Genomic DNA, 19,444 nt, shown 5'->3' on the forward strand with positions numbered 1-19,444 from the left:
TTATTTGGCTCTACCTCTAGGCTACAAGTATCTGTAGCCCAAATTACACGCTTAGTACTTCTTAACTAAGTACCAATTTTTTGGTGTGGTTGATTACGTGTTATGAGCGTAGATATTTTTTTATGCAGTAATTTTGCCGTTAATCTGCATCAGTTTTATGCTGGCATAACTGTCCAAAATAAGTAGTATTTTTTAAGTAAAAGGCGTAAGTAATGATACTAAATTTTAGTGACCGACTGCAAGTTTAAAAAATTATCTCCAACAACTCGTTAAAACATTGAGTTTGTTGTTATACCTGTAATCATCACCTTTCCCCTGGCTACATAGACATCGATTGCTCCTCACACAGCACCCGCACTTCTAGAGAGTCCACACATGCTCAAACCCCTCTTGCTGTCAGGATGGTTCCGTGTGCAACCATTTCTTAATTCTGTTGTCCTAGTGATGCTGATTGCTCCTTTAATTGCGGCATCAGGTCACTCTACCTCTGCTAAACAATCCAAAGCAGTAGCTAAAATTGCTCCTGAAACAGCGGACGAAGCTGTACCTCAGGAAAAAGCTAATGTTGGCGAACCTGATTTAGCAGGAATATTTCAAGATGATCCCAGCAATACCACAGTTGGAGAATCTAATTCAGTACCACAGAATATAGCTGTAATTGGGGAACAGCCAGTTTTACACGCACAAGAAACTGAGTCTTTAGTAGTAGCAGATTATGCAATCAAAAATGACTCTCAAGCAAGCGGGGATTTAACTACTGCTGATCCCTTGGCAGCAGTGGAACTGGCTCCAATTCCCAACTCACTTATTAGCGACTTAAAAATAGCAGCAAAATTACAAGCTGCCGAGATTGAATCATTGCTTCAAGCAGAAAATTTTTCAAACAAGAGAAAGTCTCTTGTGGGATCATCAGCAGCACCTCGAATTCCAGCTATTGCACCGCTTCCCCAACAGCCAGAACCAGATTCCACAACAGAAGCACCTGTATCTGAAGCACCTAGTGAGGAGCAAGCAGAACAAATAGATCCCATCGGTAGTCCACATCCAATTCCCTGGAAATGGATTGTTGCAACTCAAGAAGCTATTGGGTCAAAAGGTAATACTGGAGTGCGCTATTACCGTAGTGTACCTGTGATTTCTCCTGATGGTAAATTTGCGGTTTATAGTCGGGTGCAAATGGAAATCAAGCCCGAAATGTATAACAGCCGAGTTACCAGTACGATGTTTGTCGAAGATAGACAGACTAAGAAAATGTGGGTAATGGCTTCAACTTCTCAAAAAAATGATCCACTATTAAAGACCAGTGTTGCACCTCCAGAACAAATCCATGACAATGGCAAAATTGGGGTATTAGTGCCTGTTAGTTGGTCAGAAAAAAGCGATCGCTTTTTGGCACGCAAGTTTGAAGGGGTATTTAACACAGGTGACGCTACAGATCATGCAGTCATTTGGGATCGGCAAAAAAACCACGCCAATACCGTTGCACCTACTCCTCGCCAGGATAATGAGCATGAGCATGAAAAAATTGCGGTGTTGCTAGGTTGGAGTAAAAATCAACCCGATCATGTACTGTTCCGCGAGGGAGAAATGGGTGAAGAAGACTGGCCTTTGGTACAAGTTGCTACTGATGGCAAGAGAGTCAACACAACAGATACCGATCAACCTGTTACTTTCGGTGACAAACTTTCAGAAGTGTGGTCAGGGCCACAAGTTGCGACTCGATAATTTCAGTTTATAGAAAATTTTATTGATTCCCGTTGTTACCATAGCTGATAACGGGAAATTTTTTTTAACAGACAAACAAATATTTGGATAATGCAATATAGCTTAGATAAATTTAGTAGAGACCTTGCAATGCAATGTTTCTACTAATCGGCAAGTTCTACCCAAAACCTTTTCTGGCGTTGCTGAATTTAGGGATGAAATAATGAACCGCAAAGTACGCAAAGTACGCATTCTCTACGAGAGGCTTCCGCCAACGCGCAGCGTCTCGTAGAGAAGAAGAGGTTTTGAGAGATAAATATAAGAAAATCATCCCGCATTTATGCAACACCCCTTTTCTATATATGACGTTACAACTTTAGGGGTATGGTCTAAAGATTTTTATCTCATAGCAAATTAATCTATTTTTTTAGAATAGACTTTGCCCACAAACAATACACAGCAATTGAGATGAATCGCAGTACTACCTAGTTCAAAAATTCAACTTGATAAATTACTGTGATTGATCACCACTTTCCAAGAGAGATATGGGGTCTTTCACCCGCCGGATAGGTAGATTAGCAATCAATGCTGTTGTCCTTTGGTTGCTTTCGAGGGTAAACTCTAGGCCATCAGTTTCGATTTCCACATAGCGACAGACTATTTCGAGAATTTCCTGCCGCATTTTTTCCAGCGTCTGAGCATCTAGGTCAGCGCGGTCGTGGGCTATGACTACTTGCAGGCGACGCTTAACTTGATTGCGACTGTTTTCAGGAGGTCGAGAAAAAAGTCGTTCGATAATTTCAATGATCATTGCCAATAGTTCTCAGGAGACTGGAATATTAAACAATCTTTGTCCACAACAATTTCCGCAAACGAGCGAAGATGTTGTCTGGAGGCGCGTCGAGATCCAAAAATTCGACCGTTTCACCTTCCAATCTACGAGCAATATTTTCAACAGCTATGGCAGCTAAAGAGGGTGTATCCCCTAATACCAAAGGTTCGCCGCGATTGGTCGAGACTATTACACGCTCATCGTCAGGGATCACGCCAATTAGAGGGATGGCCAGAAGTTCCTGAACATCTTGAACAGACATCATATCGTTTGCCTGTACCATTGCCGGTCTGATCCGGTTGATTATTAAGTGTACACGTTTGATGCCTTGTGCTTCTAGTAACCCAACTACCCGGTCAGCGTCTCGGACTGCGGAAATTTCCGGTGTGGTGACGATGAGGGCTTCTTTGGCTGGGGCGATCGCATTTTTAAATCCGTTTTCAATCCCCGCCGGACTATCAATAATTACGTACTGATATTTTTGTGCCAGTGCATTCACCAATAACTTCATTTGTTCGGGGGTGACTGCATCTTTGGAACGGTTTTGGGCTGCTGGTAGGAGTACGAGGTTAGTTTGGCGCTTGTCTTTAACTAGAGCTTGTTCTAATCGACACTCTCTTGAGAGGACTTCTACAGCCGTATAGACAATGCGGTTTTCTAGTCCTAACAGCAAGTCCAAATTTCTCAAACCAAAATCTGCATCAACCAAGGCGATTTGACGACCCATTTTAGCTAGAGCCATGCCTAGGTTTGCTGAAACTGTAGTTTTACCCACCCCTCCTTTGCCGGAGGTAATCACAATAATGCGAGTCATGTTCAGAGTTGCGAGCGATGAGGGTTCAGGAAAATATAATAAATATTTATGGTACTGGATTTATCCTAATTAATTGATTTCGGGAAAAATCAGTAGCCCTAGCGATGCGAATTCCTTGGGGTGTGATATGTGCCACCTCAGGAAAAAATTGCGATGGCGATTTCTCTGGCGCTCTAGCTACGGCATCAGCAATCCGCAATTGGGTTGGTTCCATTTGCAAAGCCATAATCAGACACTCGCTGTTACCCCCAGCACCAGCATGAGCAATTCCACGTAAACGCCCCCACACTAAAATATCTCCTTCTGCAACTACGATACCACCTGGATTGACATCTCCTAGCAAAATTACTGTTCCGGGATGGCGAATTTCCACTCCTGAACGTACGGTCATTTCGAGATAGAGAGCATCTGCTTGGGGTGTGGGAGCAGCTTGGACTTCAGAACTGAGGGAGGTTTGTGGTTGTAGCTGTTCTACAGAATAACCTGATGTGACAGCCGCGATCGCTGTTTGTCTCCGACTAGTGGCTACAGATTTTAGCTGGAGTTGCACTTCGCTAAAGCTTTCAGCTAAATCTTGCAGTTGTCTGCCATCTAACAAGCGGTCATGGGCTACCAAATGTACTGGTGTGTTTGGTATCCTTAAGCGATCGCCTGCATTTAATCGCACCTTTAATTGTTGCCAAATATCAGACCAAGCTAGTTCTGAAGCTGGTAGTTGAGATTCTGTCGGCAAAATCACTAACAGTTTTCCGGCTTCATTTTTGAACTGAACTTGAATATTGTTTTTGAGTCGATTGTCTATTTCTGTTGGAGTCACATCCCAAAGGGTAGAACTCAAATCTACATTTTGGGTTTCAGCATTACTTTCTAAGTCCTTAGTCAAATTTAACTCCAATTCTCTGGAAGTAGAATTTAACTCTATATCCTGAGGTTGAGAAGTTGACTCTAGTTCTCTAGGGACAGATTCTGGATTTAACACTAAAGGCGGAGAATTTGATTTTAAATAAAGGAGAACAGATGATAACTCCGCATCTGGAATGACAGAATGGGTATCTATCTCAGAAACGGTGGAATCCGGCTCGATATGAGAAACGATAGAATTTACCTCTACATCCGATAGGTGAGAGATTGACTCTGCATCAGGAAGTGCAGAATTTGACTCTGGATTGGGGATAGCAAAATCAGAAGTCATGCAGCACCAGCTATAAACACGACGGAAATTCCGGGTAATTACTTATCTTAAATTAGTTGCACAACGTAAAAACATTCTCACCCAAGAAAGTTATGAGTACTGAATGCTGTCAACGCGTCTGCTACCTCCCGTGGAATGTACCAACAGCCGATGCTCAAGACTTTTGAAATTTTTATCGAAACTGATGTTTCTGAAGTATTTCAGAACAAACATTTTGTATCAACCCTGATTTATTATTCTTAACTACAGATGTAGACAGCTATTAGGCATACATATTGCACTTTTTTTTGCAGATTGTCATTAGTTAAGGGTCAATGGTCAATAGTTTTTATCAACATCTAGTGACAAATGATATTTGAAGGCTAAAATCCGTACTGCTAAAGCTTTCAGGCTTCAGACTGCCCTCCGGGAACGCTAGGGGCGAACACACTTCATACTTTTTTGGTCAATCGTTTGTAAACTGTTGCTAAGGCATGAGCATCGCCAACATTACCTGGAAACAATACTACTGGTAGATTTGGTAATTGTGGATGGTTAGAAGGTGTAATCACCATCGAACAACCAGGCAGAATTTGCCCTAGTAATTGTGCTGTTGTTAAAGCCAAGCCTGTACTCAAGACATCATTTGAGGTAATACCGCCTTTGCTAATTAAGAAGCCGATATCAGAAGGTAAACCCTGGACAATATCCATCAATAAACCTGAAACCTGAATGCCAAAATCAAGACGCGTTTTAACATCATTAAAAGTGAGTTCTTGACGGCTAGTATAAATAACTGGTGTTTTACCAGCGTTATGTACAGTCTGGATATTTTCTAATATTTCTGTAAGCAGTATGTTAGCTGAATTTTCTTGATTATGCAGTAATCGCTGTACCTCGACTTCAATTCCCACTGTTCCTTCTGTTTGCAACAGCACTTCTAACTGCTGAGTTGTTTTTTTGACATGGGAACCGACAATTACTGCACCAGGTTTGCTTTGTCGCACACATTGTGCCATGTTTTCGGCGGCAATGGGTTGGGGTGGTAATGCGGCTAACGCAGTTAAAATGCTGGCGGCGCTGCGAAATAAAAAGCGTTTACCAAGACTTGCGGCGGCTAATAAATCTTTGGCAAAAGTGTCAAGATCAGATTGAGTTTCACCATCAACCACAGCGCACTGATTATCAGTGAGTTTAAGCAAGCGTTCTAAGCTACCAGCACGAATATCAGGAAGTAAAAATCTGGTGACAGACTCCGCACTGATGCGACCTTGAGTTTTTTCTTCTACGTATTTGGGTAAGTAACTGTGATGATAACCAAATACAGAATCACGGGCAAACTCAGTTTCATGCACTGGAGTTGGTACACCGTCAATAATTAAGTAATGTATGCTGTCACGGGTGATGCGTCCACCTTCTCTTCGAGAGGCTTCGCCAACAAAAAACGCCGGGACGAGAAAATGAGCATCAAAGGAACCGAGTTCATCAGCGATCGCATCAGTTTCAATTGGATAATGCCCACGCAAGGTAGAATCAGAACGGCTAACCACCAAAAAATCACTAATTCCTTCTGCTGTTATTGCTTGTTTTAAATTTTGACAGACTTCCTTAGTTACAGATGCGGCTGACTCTGGAGGTAAAGCACGGGTGTTAGTCAGTACAAAAAAAATTGGTGAATCATCACGCAACCCGATGCGTAAAGTATCCACATCCCAGCGCATCAGCAGCAAGCAGCTGTGGACGGTTTGTGAACCTGTTGGGTCATCATCTAAGACAATTATTTTTGGTTTGTTACTCATGTGAGTCGGCAGCGCGATTTTTGTGTGGGATATTTAAGGCTTTATTATCCCGCAAAAACGGTATGTTCAAGTTTTAGATAAGGGACTTCTCAGAGCGATTTTTCAAATAAATGAACCACAGATATACGGATAATACAGGGGAATTAGAACTTCTGGAGGGATGCGATCGCATTACCCTTTAGAAAAGCAGCGATCGTAGGTAAAAATAAAGAAGAATATTGTTCTCAAAGTCATGAATACCAAAATCACCATTAATTTACCCAACGAACAAGTTCTAGCACTAACGGAACTGCAAATGGAACCTGAACAGGATGCTTGATTGAGTGAACTGCTTGAGTGCCAACAGGGTACTATCACTATAGATGAGTGTCCAGAGTTAAAAAACCTGATGCAGATTTACCAAGCAGGACTCTTGATGAAAGCAATTGCACTGAATGAAGCTGTCAAACGTGGATTAATTGAACCTTTAAGCCAGTGAGCCAAATTCTAGTTTCTTATTATCCACGCAAAAACTGTATGTTCATATTTCAGATTGCTATATTGTATATAGTATCTTCGGCTGCAAACTTGGCAAGACTATGACGCTGCAAAAATTAGAACCACAATTACTTGCCTTGACACCAAACGAGAAAGCACAAGCAATTCAAATACTGGCTCAAAGCTTAGATAATTCTTGGCGAGGTATTGAAAAAATTCCAGGGGTGTGTGGTGGAGATGCTTGTATTACTGGAACCCGTATTCCTGTCTGGGTATTAATAAATGCTCGGAGATTAGGTATTAGTGAAGCTCAACTGTTGAAAGACTATCCAACTTTATCTGCTACTGACTTAACTAATGCTTGGGTTTATGCAACAGTGTACCCAGAGGAAATTGAAACAGCCATTCAGGAGAATGAAGAAGATTAATGGCTTGTTTGTATGCAGATGAACAATTTCCGTTTGAAGTTGTAGAATACTTACGTGATTTAAAACATGATGTTTTGACTGTTCAAGCAGCTGGCAAAGCTAATTTAAAAATTCCCGATGATGAAGTTCTGATATTTGCCAGTAGCAATAAGCGAGTTGTTTTAACCCTAAATCGTCGGGACTTCAAACGTTTGCATCGTTCATCCTCTAGTCATGGTGGTATTATCATTTGCACAGACGATTCAGATAGAAGCAGTTTAGCCGCACGAATTCATGCAGCGATTTTAGCGAATGAACCATTGTCAGGTAAATTGATTAGTGTGATCCGCCCTGGGAAATAAAAAACTTTTTACTTGTACCTCGAAACACTAAATTAAGGCTTTTGCAGTTTTCTGATTTCGGCTTGCACATCAAGAGCAATCTGCAATGATTGATTCAGCAGTTGAGCATATTCGCCAGCTTGAGTACTGACTTGTAAGGCTTGCAGATTTGCTAAATTATTCACAAATAATTCTTGATTATTTGCGAGCAGTTTTTTATTATCCCGCAAAATTCGCTCGGTTTTTAAAGCCCGTACTAAATCTTCTCGAATCAGTTGCAAGGCAGAAATTACTGGTTCTCTATCGTTAATAGAATTACCTGATGTTGCTAATTGGTCGTGAATATCTATAGCTTTGATTACACTGTGATATTGATCAACTTCATCTAAAAGTATAGTTAGGGTTTGAGGACAGGTAAAACGCCGCCATAGCGATCGCCCAAATACAACAGCCAGTGGTACTAAAATTAGTAAAATAATGCCTAATTTAACTGAAGAACCAATAATTGGCAAAATAATAAACGCATAAATAAACCCAACCAGAATTGGCGTGAGTGCTAACGCCACCAGCATTTCATTCATCAAAAATCCGAATCGCTTCTCACTATCTTTCATCACCGAAGGCCGGACAACATCTTCTGGATCGAACCCAGTCAAGCGTCTCAATTCTCCCTTACTAATTTCCAAGCCTATTAAGTCCGGCTGCACGGCTGTATACTCCTGTAAAAAGTGCGATCGCGTATTCATTTTAATCGGGTTTGCTCAAAGTAGTACATCTGCTTCGGATGTTAAAAGTTAAGATGCTTATACATCTGAGGCTACATTACGACGATTTTGATACAGCGATCGCAGGTAAAAATAGAGAAGAATATTCATCTCAGAGCCATAAGTACTAAAATCACTAGTCCTAAGAGAGATATTTAGTATAGAATTTTGTTACCAATATCTATCTAAAACTAGATATTTTCATGCTTTTCAGCATTTTGGTAACTTTGTTCTACATGCTGAATTTCTCGCTCTAAAAAGTAATTCAATAGCGTTCGCAACAGCACGATCGCTCCTAAGGTTAGAATATGATCGCGTGTAGGCGCAACAGCAGTCCGTAAAATGTCACTAGCAACACTAAATTCTAATCCCAACACCAACGACCTTCCCAACTGCAAGCGGACTAATTCTGTAGAGTCAAAATATTGTTTAGAACGAGAAAAATTTCGGCTCACATAAACCAATATCCCTCTAATCACTGCTATCCCAATCACCATTGCGGCGGCAATTTCCGCTGTTGCTGCTAGATAACCGATAATGAATTCTAACAATGATTCTAACGGAATCTTGGACATCTCTGAGTGGTTAGTTTCTCCAACATTGAGACTTAACATTAGAATCAAACCGAAAATTAATGCCAGAGGTAGCAAACTTTCAACCAATGATTCCTGTAAAGATTTTTGTTTCATAAAACCAAAATTCAGTTATCTCATTTCTATATTTCCAGAAAACAGCACCAAGCCCTGGCATGATCATTATGACTTTATAATTAAGTAAGAACACCAAAGCAAATAAATGCTGTCGATTAAAGCTTGTGAACTTTTTTATTGGTTGTGCAGTTTGGGCATATAAAGGTTGGGTGGGTGAATTTTACCCTCCCGGTACTCGTGCTACGGAATTTCTGCGCCTTTACAGTCATCGCTTGACTACAGTTGAAGGCAATACTACCTTTTATGCTGTGCCTAACCCAGAGACTATTAGTCGTTGGGTAGCTGAAACGCCTCCAGGTTTTGAATTTTGCCTCAAATTACCGCGAGACATTACCCATAAAGGTGTACTCCAACCCAATATTCCCGCTGCTTTGAAATTTTTGGAGGGGATGCAACTTTTAGGGAACCGTTTGGGGCCGATGTTTGTCCAGTTACCCCCCAGTTATCCACCTGCATTAATTGATGATTTAACCACTTTTCTAGAAGCTTGGCCGCGTGACACTGCACCTCTAGCCTTAGAAGTGAGACATTCAAACTGGTTCAAAGAACCTTATACTAGTCAATTAACAGCGTTATTAAAAAAGTTGGGTGTAGGCAGGGTACTCTTAGATTCGCGTCCTATCTACAATGGAGAAGACGACCTCCAGTTACAATCAGAACGACGCAAACCTAAATTACCTGTACAATTCAGCGTCACAGCACCCTTTAGCCTGATTCGGTTTATTTCCCATCCCACTTTGTCAGAGAATCAGCAGTTTATGGCGGAATGGGTAACGCAGATTCAACATTGGTTGCAAGCTGGGACACGAATTTACTTCTTTGTACATTGTCCTCTAGAAGAGCGATCGCCTGACACCGCCCGTCATTTCCAAAAGCTATTAGAACAAAGTGGTGTCGAAGTTCCACCTTTACCTTGGATTCACCTAGATCATCCACCCAATCAGCTAAGTTTGTGGTAAGCTCTTCAGCGTTATTTCTACAATTTTTTACTTTTACAACATATTCAATTAATACTCTCTTCAAAAAGAGTGATAATGGTTATTGCCATACATTTCTGATAAAACTCGATAAATCTTCTTTTCTCAAGAGGAGGATTATATAACTCTTGGTAAATTTGTCAAAAGCATCTTAACAATCCTTAAAAATAACTAACAGAAATGTATTGATTTTTAATGTGGATTGTAAGTAGGTAGGTGTTAAAAATTGTCGTTATGACAAGGCAGGAGGCAGAAGGCAGAAGGGAAGAAGTTTTCAAGCTACTTTACTTTCCGTTACATAGTTCGGTTTATTTGCACCTTTCTACTTAGTTGGTGCGATCGTTGTGTAAGCAGTTCAATCAAAGGAGGTTCAGATGAGTCGTCTTCTTTATGAAAACTCAATTTCATATCAAGGATATCTCATCATTCCGTTTGTTTACGGCAAAGCTGATGCTTACGAAATCTATTCCTATAAGCTGTTGTCAGAAATCGGCAATAAAAGTAGATTTCACAAAGCCGAGAATCCAGCAGGCATCTACGGTAATAGCATTACTAATATAATTGAGATTGCCAAAGAACATCTTGACCAACATTTAGAGTTTGTTAGTCAAAAAGATTGTTTTAAATCTCGCTACATTTTCCGTAACAATTTGATTATCGTCTTTCAAGAAGAGAGCAAATATTTCTACGACCATTATCCACCAGAATTATTGAATAATATTGCAGCACCAAAATTATTCAATTCCGAATATGAATGCTTGAATTGGATTCAAGCTGGATTGAATGGGCAACATACCCGACAGCAAACAAGCTATAGGTTTTAGTTGACGTAACAATGTGATGGCTCGATTGAATCAATCAAGCCATCACATTGTTAAGTAAGATAATCAAACTTGCTGTAAATAATAGTCAAACCGCTCTCGTAGTTGTTCTACTGTGAGATTCTGAGTCCAGTATTCCACAAGGGCGTGACCAAATGCCCAAGCGTTGCGATCGCTTGTGGCGGAATTTTCTAGCAATAATGGCCAGAGTGATATTAGGTCGAAGTTAATTTGATGAGAGTCATCTGTTTTCAATAAACAGAACAATTCATAAGCTATTTGGAGTTTACCAATGACAATTGGTAACTGTTCTACAGGAATTTGCTCTGCTAGTAAGTATGCCAAGGTGGGAGAACCAGTTGACACGGTGGAAATAAACTGAAGAACAGGACTTTTGAGTAGTGCAGTGAGTCCCTGTGTTGTTGCCATCTGGAAGGTATAGTGGTCAATAATTTTAGCAGCAGCGACGGTGCGGGAGTCCAAGTTACGCAAAAACCGAGCTAGTCGCAGTTGTTTGGCTGGTGCGATCGCTTCAATTAATCCCAATGATAGCGTCTCCACGCCCCAAGCTATTCGACCAGTTTTGCTATCACTAGTAACTACAGGCACAACTAAATTAGAAAAATCCCCCAACCGTTCGGCGCGGTACTGGGTAGCTTCTCGAATTGCAATTTCCTTTGGCCGATCGCCCCATTCCCAATCATAAGGCGGTTGCCATTCTCGGATAGGACGCAGCCGATCTACTTGCGTCACAACTGCGATCGCAGGTAAATCTGCAAATTCGGCTTTAATATCTTCTAAAAAGTCCACATCCATTTGTAAAGCTGGATCAAGGGCAGGTGTGACAAGCAATAGCAAATCTGCGTTACTAGCATACTCCAGCACTAGTTGACGTAGTTCCCCACCCTTGACTTGTTCATAACCAGGTGTATCCCAAAGGGTGAGGCTTTCGCCGCTTTGAGTTTGCCAGTGGTAATTTTGAATTTGCTCAGTACTGGGTAACACATCAACCGCCGCGAGGTCGGCTTGGAATAAAGTGTTAATTAGACTGCTTTTTCCTGCGCCTGTTCGTCCTATCAGTAGAATACTGACAGGTTTTTGCTCAACTGCCTCGACTGGTTCAACTTGAGTTAAGATTTCTCGCAGGGTTTGGGTTTTTGCTTTCGGGATTGTGGGTGTAGAGATAGTTGGTGTTGTAGTTGGTAGTGTAATACCTCCGTAGAGAGCGATCGCTTGCCGACATAAATTTCTTAAGGCTGCTTCTCGCAATAATTGACTTAAATTCACCAATAATTGTTGATTAGCTCGGTTACTGTAACCTTTAGTAGCGCGGTTTGCTACCGCCACCACAGGATTTAATAACCATTGCGCCCAGTTCCAGGCTCTCAAAAGTTTATGGGCAGAGGGTTCTAGCTTGCGGTAGACTTCATAAGCTTGGTAAGCTTGCCCGACTGTGACTTGATTTAAAGCAGGTGATAACTTTTGCATCCACTGATCCATGTCATCTACTGTGCCGCGAATTAGTCCGTAAGCTTGAGGGACATAGATATTGAGGAGAGGATACTGCACCTGGGGATGGTAGATATTTGCAATAGCACCTACCAAATCTTGACAGCGCTGCCAAAAAGTAGCCCAATCTTCCCAAATCGGGCGATCGCTAATAGAAGCTTGCAGGATTTTTTGCAATGCTGCTTCCGCTTGCTGTGTAGCTTCATTACTGACAGTTGGCGCGGTTGTATCTATCGCCGATTCTAGTTCTTCCTGAAATTCTGCTAACGCAGTTTCTACTTGCTCAATTGCGGGTTGTGTCCATTTCACCAGCAACCAACGCCAAGCAACAAACACAAGGGTAAACACAGCCCAAATCCAGTTAATTCCCCAGGCATTAATTTGTATACCTGCGGAAAACAGTAAGAAAATGATGATAGTTGCGATCGGTGTTGCTAAAATGACCCACTGCCACGGTTTTAAGCGCACCATTACCCCATACCTGCCTTGATTACAGTTCCCGTAATGCTATTTAGGGTAACTGATATTTCCGGAACCCTTCATAAGACAAGTGTATGATCGCGTGGGGATTCTTTAAACGCAAAGTATTGCAGAGTAACGCAGAGAAATGAGAATAGTCGCTTGGGTTAAGTGACAACAAAACACAACAAAGTCGAACTGTCCAAGTCTATTGGGTATATGACGGGAAAGGAGGTATGGCGTAATTTTACCACTTACCTGACTTCGCATACATAGTAAACAAATAATAATGTTGATTTTGCTTGTAAATAGGGAATTCTAAAAATATACATTATTTTGCATCTACTATAATTTATTAGTTATGAAACAAGCAAATCTCTTAGAGCGGGCGAGACAAGGAGATATCCAGGCAATTAATTCAGTAATAAATTATCTTTTTCAACCGAAAGGAATTACTGTTAAAGTATTTTTGCAAAAAGGTTGTTTGGAGTTAACATTAGAATCGATTCAAATACCTGAGCAATCATCTTCAGTTACATTAGTTCGTAAACTAATGATTAAATTAGAACTCAAATTTATTAATTCTATAAAAATTTATGGCAGGAAAATAGGAACAAGTTCATTTTCTTGGACAGACTACATATATCCTCCTTTTGAAATAAAAGAAACTAAACCTCAAATTATTAATTCAGAAATAAATAAGCAGAATAATCACAAAGTTTTCTCTCAAATGTGGCCAGCTTGGTTTCCTTATCCTATTTCATGGTTGAGAGCATTAATATTAATTCCATTTTTAGCACTTGTTATTACTTGTAGCTTTACTATCGCTGTATATTGGGGAGTTGTCATCACTGACATTACAAAGCGCTTAGAAATATTGGTATTAGCTATATTATTAGGAATTTTACTGCCCATATTACTGATAGGTTATGTTCATAAATTTTTCACGACTCTTAGAAAAGATTCAGTTAGATTAGATGGTTTAGCTAAATTTTTGCTTAATCCTAATAACTTATGGGAGGGATTTTATGCAGAAATAGTGTTATTAATATCATCGTTATTATCAATAATCATCATTATACCATTTTTCCACATTTATGGTTGTAATTACTCGTATTTTTCCCGTGATTGCTACAGAACAAATCTTTGGCTTGGCATGGACAAGGATTATTTACAGCAGATGACAGTAATAATTTGGATTACTTGTGCTGCGTATCTTTATCAATTAGAATACCTAGCAAGAAACCATTTCATATCTAAGCTAAAAAAATTAGCAATATTACCTCCCTTGGGCAAAAAAAATCGAAATCGAATTACCTGATGCGATTGCGCTACTGAATTTAAGCCATTAAATAACGCTGTGCTGCTTGTAATATCTTCAATTGCAATAGCGTTTCATCTCCCAATTGTTGGCTAAAACTAGGCTTTACAGGGGTGACATTCAAACTACGAATAATCTCCTTTGCTACAGCTTTTGCTAATAATGGTGGTACAGAATTGCCTACTTGTCGAAAACCATGCCATTTGGTGATATGAAATCTAAACCAGTCTGGGTAAGAATGCAGTCGTGCGGCTTCCCTAACTGTAATACATCGAGGTGTCAATGGATGAATTGGACGCGGAGAAGTAAAAGAACCTCTGTATCTATCTGTTCCGGCTCTTAAAGTATTGCAGACACCATCGGGATGTAGTTTATGAAAGCGGCTAATGGGTTCTCTTTCTCCTTGGGGAGTATCTTGAAAACGTTGAATAATTGTTGGCGAGTGTTTAGTTCTGAAACTAGAAGAGAGAATGCGGGAATCGAATTGGCGATCGCAGCCATAATCATCTGCTAAAGTACTAATACCGCGAAGTATCAAGGCGTAATCGCTAGGTTTGCCATACTCGGCAAATACCCAATCTTTCTCTAATAACTCTGAATATTCTTCGACTTCTGGAATATCGCCGATCGCATCCCAGACCGTCGGGCTAAGTGGTAGAGTATTTTGTTGTGTTGACTGGTTTGGCTTGGCTATTTGGGTAATTGGCTGGGGATACTTTGGTAATTTAACATCTCGCCTAGCTCCCAGGAGAAACAAGCGCTCACGGGATTGCGGTACGCCATAATGAGCAGCGTTGAGAACTTGGTAATTTTCTTCTACTTGATAGCCTTGAGATTGAAACTCACTAATTAAAGTTTTGAGAATTTGTTTGTGTTCGCCAACTGTAATACCGCGAACGTTTTCCATTACAAAATATTTTGGTTGTAATTCCAACACCAACCGATAAAAATGAAATACTAAAGAGTTACGCGGATCATCAAAAACCCGTTTACCCATGAGTGAAAAGCCTTGACAGGGTGAACCACAAATAACTACATCAATTTTGCGATCGCCTATTTGTGAACGTCGCCGAATTTCTTTACCTGTTGTCTCTTCTACACTTTTACACAAAACTGTACAGCGAGGAAAGTTAAACTCGTGTGTGGCGCAGTGAATCGGGTCAATTTCTACGGCTGCTAATACATCAAAACCGGCTTGTTCAAAGCCGAGGCTCATACCACCTGCACCTGCGAACAAATCAACTGCGATTGGTCGTCGTTTTCTCATTGATTGCTAAGTGCTGAGTTCTGAGTAGTCCCTTCATACTTTATACTACCCTTCTCCTATCGGAGACGCTACGCGTAGACTTCGGCGTGAGACAGTCGAACGCTTGCTTCCCGAAAGGTACGGGAAGCCACCCAAAGGGTGTCTACATACTTCATACTTTATTTAGTATTTGCAAAATTTCTTGAGCTGCGCGATCGCATACAGCAACTTCTCCCAAACATTGTCGCATTTGGGCATAATCTGTCAAGGTTTGCTGTCTGCGTTCAAGATTGAGTAGTAACTCCATCGCGGCTTGGATAATATTCTCTGATGTAGCTTTTTCTTGTAACAACTCTGGAACAATCTCCCTCATCACCACTAAATTAACTGGTGAAGCAAAGGGAATAGAACCTTTGAGAATTTTCCGCGCAATCCACACAGTAATGGCATTCAGGCGATAAACTACAACTTGCGGCACGTTAAACAGTGCTAATTCTAAGTTAACTGTGCCAGATTTGGTAATGGCGAAATCAGCCGCAGCAAACACTTCTTTTTGTTGACCAGATACAATTGTCGCTTGTAAACCATATTTTTGAATTGCAGCAGCAATTGGTTGTCTGAAGCTTTCTAAAGATAGGGGAATCCAAAAATGGACTTCTGGTAACTTAGCTTGGATTGTTTGAGCAGCCTGAAAAATTACTGGTAAAAGATATTTTAGTTCTTGCTGACGCGAAGCGGGGAGAAGTGCGATCGCAATTTGTTCTGGTATGATACCTAATTTGGCACGCGCCGCCTGACGATTGGGTACATCCTGCATCCGATCAATTAACGGATGTCCTACCCAGCTAACATTTGCGCCGTTCTCCTGATAATAACGTGCTTCTTCGGGGAAGATGGCTAAGAGTTTATCTGTAAAACCAACAATCCGGGAAGTGTTCCGCAAACTCACAGACCATACCCACTCTTGCGGTGCAATGTAATATACTACAGGCACTTCGGGGAGATTTTTCTGCATGTAAGTGCCAATACCGAGATTCGGCCCCATGTAATCAATCAGCACTACTAAGTCTGGCGGATTTTGCTTGAGATAGGCGATCGCTTGCCGTTGTACATTGATAGTTGGCAAAATATAAGGCAGGGATTCTAAAAGTCCCATTGAGCCAATCCCACTGGTATTGCCCAAAATTGTTGCCCCAGCCTCTGCCATTTTTTCGCCACCGAGGGCGACAATTTCTAATTCCAACCCAGCAGCAGCTTGGCGTTTTATCGCTGCAATCAACAGTGACCCTTGCAAATCGCCAGACACCTCGCCAGTGCTGATAAATATCCGCATTTGATAATTAAAAATTTCGTAAAAATTTTAGACATAAAAGCTGAGAAATTAAGAGATAAAGCCAAAAGCATTCAGATTAAGGCATTTTTAGAGGTAAGTTTCCGGAAAAGTCATACTTCTGCCTCCTGCCTCCTGCCTCCTGCCTTCTCCTAATTTCTCCCACATAACCTAAGACTCATCACTTGTGCCAGAAACTCTACCTTTACCAGGAATCAAGCCGCGTCTTCCTGGCATTTGAGACAAAAGAATAAAGCGGCGCAAGTACTGTAGTTGTTCTGTGTCTCCTAGTTGTTCCAATTGTTCTAACGCCTCCTTAAAGGTCAAATTAGAACGATAAAGAATGCGGAAGGCTTTTTTGAGTATTTGCAAATCACTGGCTGTCATACCAGAGCGTTTCAGTCCAACCAAGTTGAGGGTTCTGACGCGTACAGGATTACCTTCAACTAGCATATATGGCGGCACATCCCGGTCAATGCGTGACATTCCACCGACCATTGAGTGTCTACCAATATGGACAAATTGATGAACGCCCAAAACTCCACCTAGTCTAGCACGAGACTCGATGTGGACATGGCCTGCTAGTGCTACTGAATTGGGAATTACTACATGGTCTTCAATTATGCAGTTATGTGCCACATGGACATAAGCCATCAGCAAGTTGTTACTGCCGATGATTGTGGCTTCTCCCTCGCCAGTGGCGCGGTTAATGGTGACATACTCCCGAATCAGATTGTTGTCACCGATTCTTACCCAGGTAGGTTCTCCCACGAATTTGAGATCCTGGGGTTCCATGCCGATAGCTGCACCGGGAAAAATCTGATTTCGCTCCCCAATTTCACAAGGCCCTTCTAGCACTACATGAGCACCAATAATTGTTTCCGGGCCGACTTTGACATGCGCTCCAATCACAGCATAAGCACCGACTTGCACTGTAGGGTGGAGTTCCGCTTTAGAATGAACTACAGCCGTTGGATGAATAAGAGTCTTCAAGGTTGAATCTCCAGAACTGTCTTAAGAAGCCAGCGCTTTGAGGCAACTGGCGTTGCTGAATTGTTAGAACTTCAGCAGCCGAAAGTGTGGTGCAAAGCAAGTTGAGTGTGTTCGCATAGCGTCTCGTCAGAGAGGGCAGCGAAAATCAAGAAATTTTAAAATACTATTGTTATTGTCGGTAGTTGTTTACCTGCTATCCTTTTTCAGGATTGAGTCGGGGTACATCACGGCTGTACTGAGACCTAAAGCAAGTTGTTAACTAACTAAAGAGAACATCAATTCGCCTTCAGCAGCGAGCTGTCCGTCAATTTCGGCCTTAGCTTGCATCTTCCCAAACCGACGTTGTTTTATACATAACAGTTCCACTGTCATAATTAGCTGATCCCCAGGGACGACTGGACGACGGAAGCGGGCTTTATCAATACCAGCAAACACGAACAGTCCACCTGCGTCGTATTCTGGCAGTTGTGTTAAAACAATTCCGCCAACTTGTGCCATTGCTTCAACAATTAGCACGCCTGGCATCAGTGGTCTACCGGGGAAATGTCCTTGAAATTGAGGTTCATTAATAGTAACATTTTTAACGCCTACGGCCAGTTTTCCTGGTACGTAGTCAATAATTTTGTCTACCAGTAAAAATGGATAGCGGTGGGGTAATAACTGCTGAATCTCTTCGGAGGTGAAAGTTTTTTTCATCTCAGATGCAGTTGGAGTTTGTGTGGGAGTAGATGAGGATGCGATCGCATTACTACTATTTACTTCTGCAAGAATTGACATTGGCGATGTGTTTGACTTTGACTTGAGAAATTTAAGTGGGATGGCACTGAAATCCCCTCAGATTTTGTCATTGGGATTTGGCTGTGCAGCTAAAATCTTTTCAGCAAGTTGAATATGTAAATTATGACTGGCTTTATATGCTAAGAAATGAGCTTGCGGGAAAATACCCAATAAACTCAAATCCCCTACTAAATCCAACATCTTATGACGAACTGGCTCATTTGAAAATCTTAATGGTGGATTTATCCATCCTTCAGACCCACAAACGAGGGCATTATCCAAGCTGCCACCTTTAATTAATCCTGCCTGTTGTAGGTATTCTATTTGATGTAACAAACCAAAAGTACGGGCAGGTGCAATTTCCGCAGCAAAGCTGGCAGCAGCATCCTCGACATCAGTAGTCAATAACCAGCTGTACCATTGATTACCAATTGCAGGCAAATCAAAGTCAATTCCATAACTAAAGCGGGTTTCTGCTGCTGGTAAGGCACAGACAAAAGCATCGTCTTGATAAACCCAGATTGGTTCTTTTACTACCAAGTTTCCTTGGTTGTTATGTACTGGTTGTGCTTTTAAGCCGACTTGAGCAATGCTGGTAGCCCAAATCTGTGCTGAACCATCCAACAGAGGTACTTCAGTGCCATCAATTTCGATGCGGGCGTTATTCACACCCATACCTGCCAATGTCGCCAATAAATGCTCTACTGTGCGGACAGATGCTTCGTCTTTACCCAACTGCGTTGAGAGAACAGTCTGATTTACCGCCGCAATTTGTGCGGGAATGATTGGCAAATCTGGTAAATCTACCCGCACAAAATAACGCCCGCTGTCTACTTGGGCTGGTAATATCCGCACGTTGGTAGTTATACCGCTATGCAGCCCTACTCCGGTTTGGTAGATTTCCCCTGCTATGGTGTGCTGTTGCATGGGCGAAAATTTAATACACCTTAATAAATAGTCAAGGGTCAAGGGTCAAGAGTCAAGAGAAAGCA

At 41.4% G+C, this 19,444-nt stretch carries 19 protein-coding genes; 7 read left to right on the plus strand and 12 right to left on the minus strand.

The genetic code is table 11. The features are described 5' to 3' along the window. The first annotated feature begins 375 nt into the window (after positions 1 to 375). On the plus strand, positions 376 to 1,725 hold the full coding sequence (locus tag IQ259_RS01480; RefSeq protein WP_193879765.1) for a hypothetical protein: 1,350 nt from the start codon (positions 376 to 378) through the stop codon (positions 1,723 to 1,725). A 490-nt stretch (positions 1,726 to 2,215) separates the two neighbouring features. Here the strand turns inward: IQ259_RS01480 and minE are convergent, their stop codons facing one another. The 4 genes from minE to IQ259_RS01500 form a co-directional block, all read right to left on the minus strand. Beyond that, positions 2,216 to 2,515, minus strand: a complete 300-nt coding sequence (gene minE, locus IQ259_RS01485; RefSeq protein ID WP_193879768.1) for a cell division topological specificity factor MinE — start codon at positions 2,513 to 2,515, stop codon at positions 2,216 to 2,218. 28 nt (positions 2,516 to 2,543) lie between these two features. Continuing rightward, on the minus strand, positions 2,544 to 3,350 hold the full coding sequence (minD, locus tag IQ259_RS01490; protein WP_193879771.1) for a septum site-determining protein MinD: 807 nt from the start codon (positions 3,348 to 3,350) through the stop codon (positions 2,544 to 2,546). 46 nt (positions 3,351 to 3,396) lie between these two features. Next, positions 3,397 to 4,542 (minus strand): septum site-determining protein MinC, encoded by a 1,146-nt coding sequence (gene minC, locus IQ259_RS01495; RefSeq protein ID WP_193879774.1) that lies wholly within the window; start codon positions 4,540 to 4,542, stop codon positions 3,397 to 3,399. Positions 4,543 to 4,973: 431 nt separating this feature from the next. Next, a complete protein-coding gene (locus IQ259_RS01500; RefSeq protein ID WP_193879777.1) occupies positions 4,974 to 6,320 on the minus strand; it encodes a four-carbon acid sugar kinase family protein in 1,347 nt (448 codons plus the stop codon). A 319-nt stretch (positions 6,321 to 6,639) separates the two neighbouring features. Here IQ259_RS01500 and IQ259_RS01505 point away from each other — a divergent pair, with 319 nt between their 5' ends. From IQ259_RS01505 to IQ259_RS01515, 3 genes are all read left to right on the plus strand, one after another. Next, positions 6,640 to 6,798, plus strand: a complete 159-nt coding sequence (locus IQ259_RS01505; RefSeq protein ID WP_228014287.1) for a hypothetical protein — start codon at positions 6,640 to 6,642, stop codon at positions 6,796 to 6,798. Positions 6,799 to 6,898: 100 nt separating this feature from the next. Beyond that, positions 6,899 to 7,225 (plus strand): DUF433 domain-containing protein, encoded by a 327-nt coding sequence (locus IQ259_RS01510; protein WP_193879780.1) that lies wholly within the window; start codon positions 6,899 to 6,901, stop codon positions 7,223 to 7,225. Next, the gene (locus tag IQ259_RS01515; protein WP_193879783.1) at positions 7,225 to 7,566 is read left to right on the plus strand and encodes a DUF5615 family PIN-like protein; all 342 of its coding nucleotides are present in this window, start codon (positions 7,225 to 7,227) and stop codon (positions 7,564 to 7,566) included. Before IQ259_RS01510 ends, IQ259_RS01515 begins: the two co-directional genes overlap by 1 nt. 32 nt (positions 7,567 to 7,598) lie before the next feature. Here the strand turns inward: IQ259_RS01515 and IQ259_RS01520 are convergent, their stop codons facing one another. After that, on the minus strand, positions 7,599 to 8,252 hold the full coding sequence (locus tag IQ259_RS01520) for a hypothetical protein (RefSeq protein WP_193880100.1): 654 nt from the start codon (positions 8,250 to 8,252) through the stop codon (positions 7,599 to 7,601). Positions 8,253 to 8,500: 248 nt separating this feature from the next. Continuing rightward, entirely contained in the window at positions 8,501 to 8,998 is a 498-nt protein-coding gene (locus IQ259_RS01525; RefSeq protein ID WP_193879786.1) for a DUF1622 domain-containing protein, read from the minus strand. Between the two features lie 125 nt (positions 8,999 to 9,123). On the opposite strand from IQ259_RS01525, the gene IQ259_RS01530 reads away from it, so the two are divergent. Together IQ259_RS01530 and IQ259_RS01535 are read left to right on the plus strand one after the other, a co-directional pair. Further along, positions 9,124 to 9,978, plus strand: coding sequence for a DUF72 domain-containing protein (locus IQ259_RS01530; protein ID WP_193879789.1), 855 nt, complete (start codon positions 9,124 to 9,126; stop codon positions 9,976 to 9,978). Positions 9,979 to 10,370: 392 nt separating this feature from the next. After that, entirely contained in the window at positions 10,371 to 10,820 is a 450-nt protein-coding gene (locus tag IQ259_RS01535; protein WP_193879792.1) for a hypothetical protein, read from the plus strand. 63 nt (positions 10,821 to 10,883) lie between these two features. Here IQ259_RS01535 and IQ259_RS01540 read toward each other — a convergent pair whose 3' ends face one another. Then, positions 10,884 to 12,797: a GTPase family protein gene (locus tag IQ259_RS01540; RefSeq protein WP_193879794.1), complete on the minus strand. Its 1,914-nt coding sequence runs from the start codon at positions 12,795 to 12,797 to the stop codon at positions 10,884 to 10,886. Between the two features lie 349 nt (positions 12,798 to 13,146). Here IQ259_RS01540 and IQ259_RS01545 point away from each other — a divergent pair, with 349 nt between their 5' ends. Next, positions 13,147 to 14,106, plus strand: coding sequence for a hypothetical protein (locus tag IQ259_RS01545; RefSeq protein ID WP_193879797.1), 960 nt, complete (start codon positions 13,147 to 13,149; stop codon positions 14,104 to 14,106). Positions 14,107 to 14,125: 19 nt separating this feature from the next. Here the strand turns inward: IQ259_RS01545 and IQ259_RS01550 are convergent, their stop codons facing one another. From IQ259_RS01550 to lpxC, 5 genes are all read right to left on the minus strand, one after another. Next, the gene (locus IQ259_RS01550; protein WP_193879800.1) at positions 14,126 to 15,373 is read right to left on the minus strand and encodes a DNA cytosine methyltransferase; all 1,248 of its coding nucleotides are present in this window, start codon (positions 15,371 to 15,373) and stop codon (positions 14,126 to 14,128) included. Positions 15,374 to 15,524: 151 nt separating this feature from the next. Then, positions 15,525 to 16,685, minus strand: a complete 1,161-nt coding sequence (gene lpxB, locus IQ259_RS01555) for a lipid-A-disaccharide synthase (RefSeq protein ID WP_193879804.1) — start codon at positions 16,683 to 16,685, stop codon at positions 15,525 to 15,527. Positions 16,686 to 16,853: 168 nt separating this feature from the next. Beyond that, the gene (gene lpxA, locus IQ259_RS01560; protein WP_193879809.1) at positions 16,854 to 17,675 is read right to left on the minus strand and encodes an acyl-ACP--UDP-N-acetylglucosamine O-acyltransferase; all 822 of its coding nucleotides are present in this window, start codon (positions 17,673 to 17,675) and stop codon (positions 16,854 to 16,856) included. 255 nt (positions 17,676 to 17,930) lie between these two features. Next, complete coding sequence (gene fabZ / locus IQ259_RS01565) at positions 17,931 to 18,452, minus strand: 3-hydroxyacyl-ACP dehydratase FabZ (protein ID WP_193879814.1); 522 nt, start codon at positions 18,450 to 18,452, stop codon at positions 17,931 to 17,933. Between the two features lie 57 nt (positions 18,453 to 18,509). After that, complete coding sequence (gene lpxC / locus IQ259_RS01570) at positions 18,510 to 19,379, minus strand: UDP-3-O-acyl-N-acetylglucosamine deacetylase (RefSeq protein WP_193879817.1); 870 nt, start codon at positions 19,377 to 19,379, stop codon at positions 18,510 to 18,512. Between the last annotated feature and the right edge of the window lie 65 nt (positions 19,380 to 19,444).

Source organism: Fortiea sp. LEGE XX443 (assembly GCF_015206815.1).
Taxonomy (GTDB): domain Bacteria; phylum Cyanobacteriota; class Cyanobacteriia; order Cyanobacteriales; family Nostocaceae; genus Nostoc_B.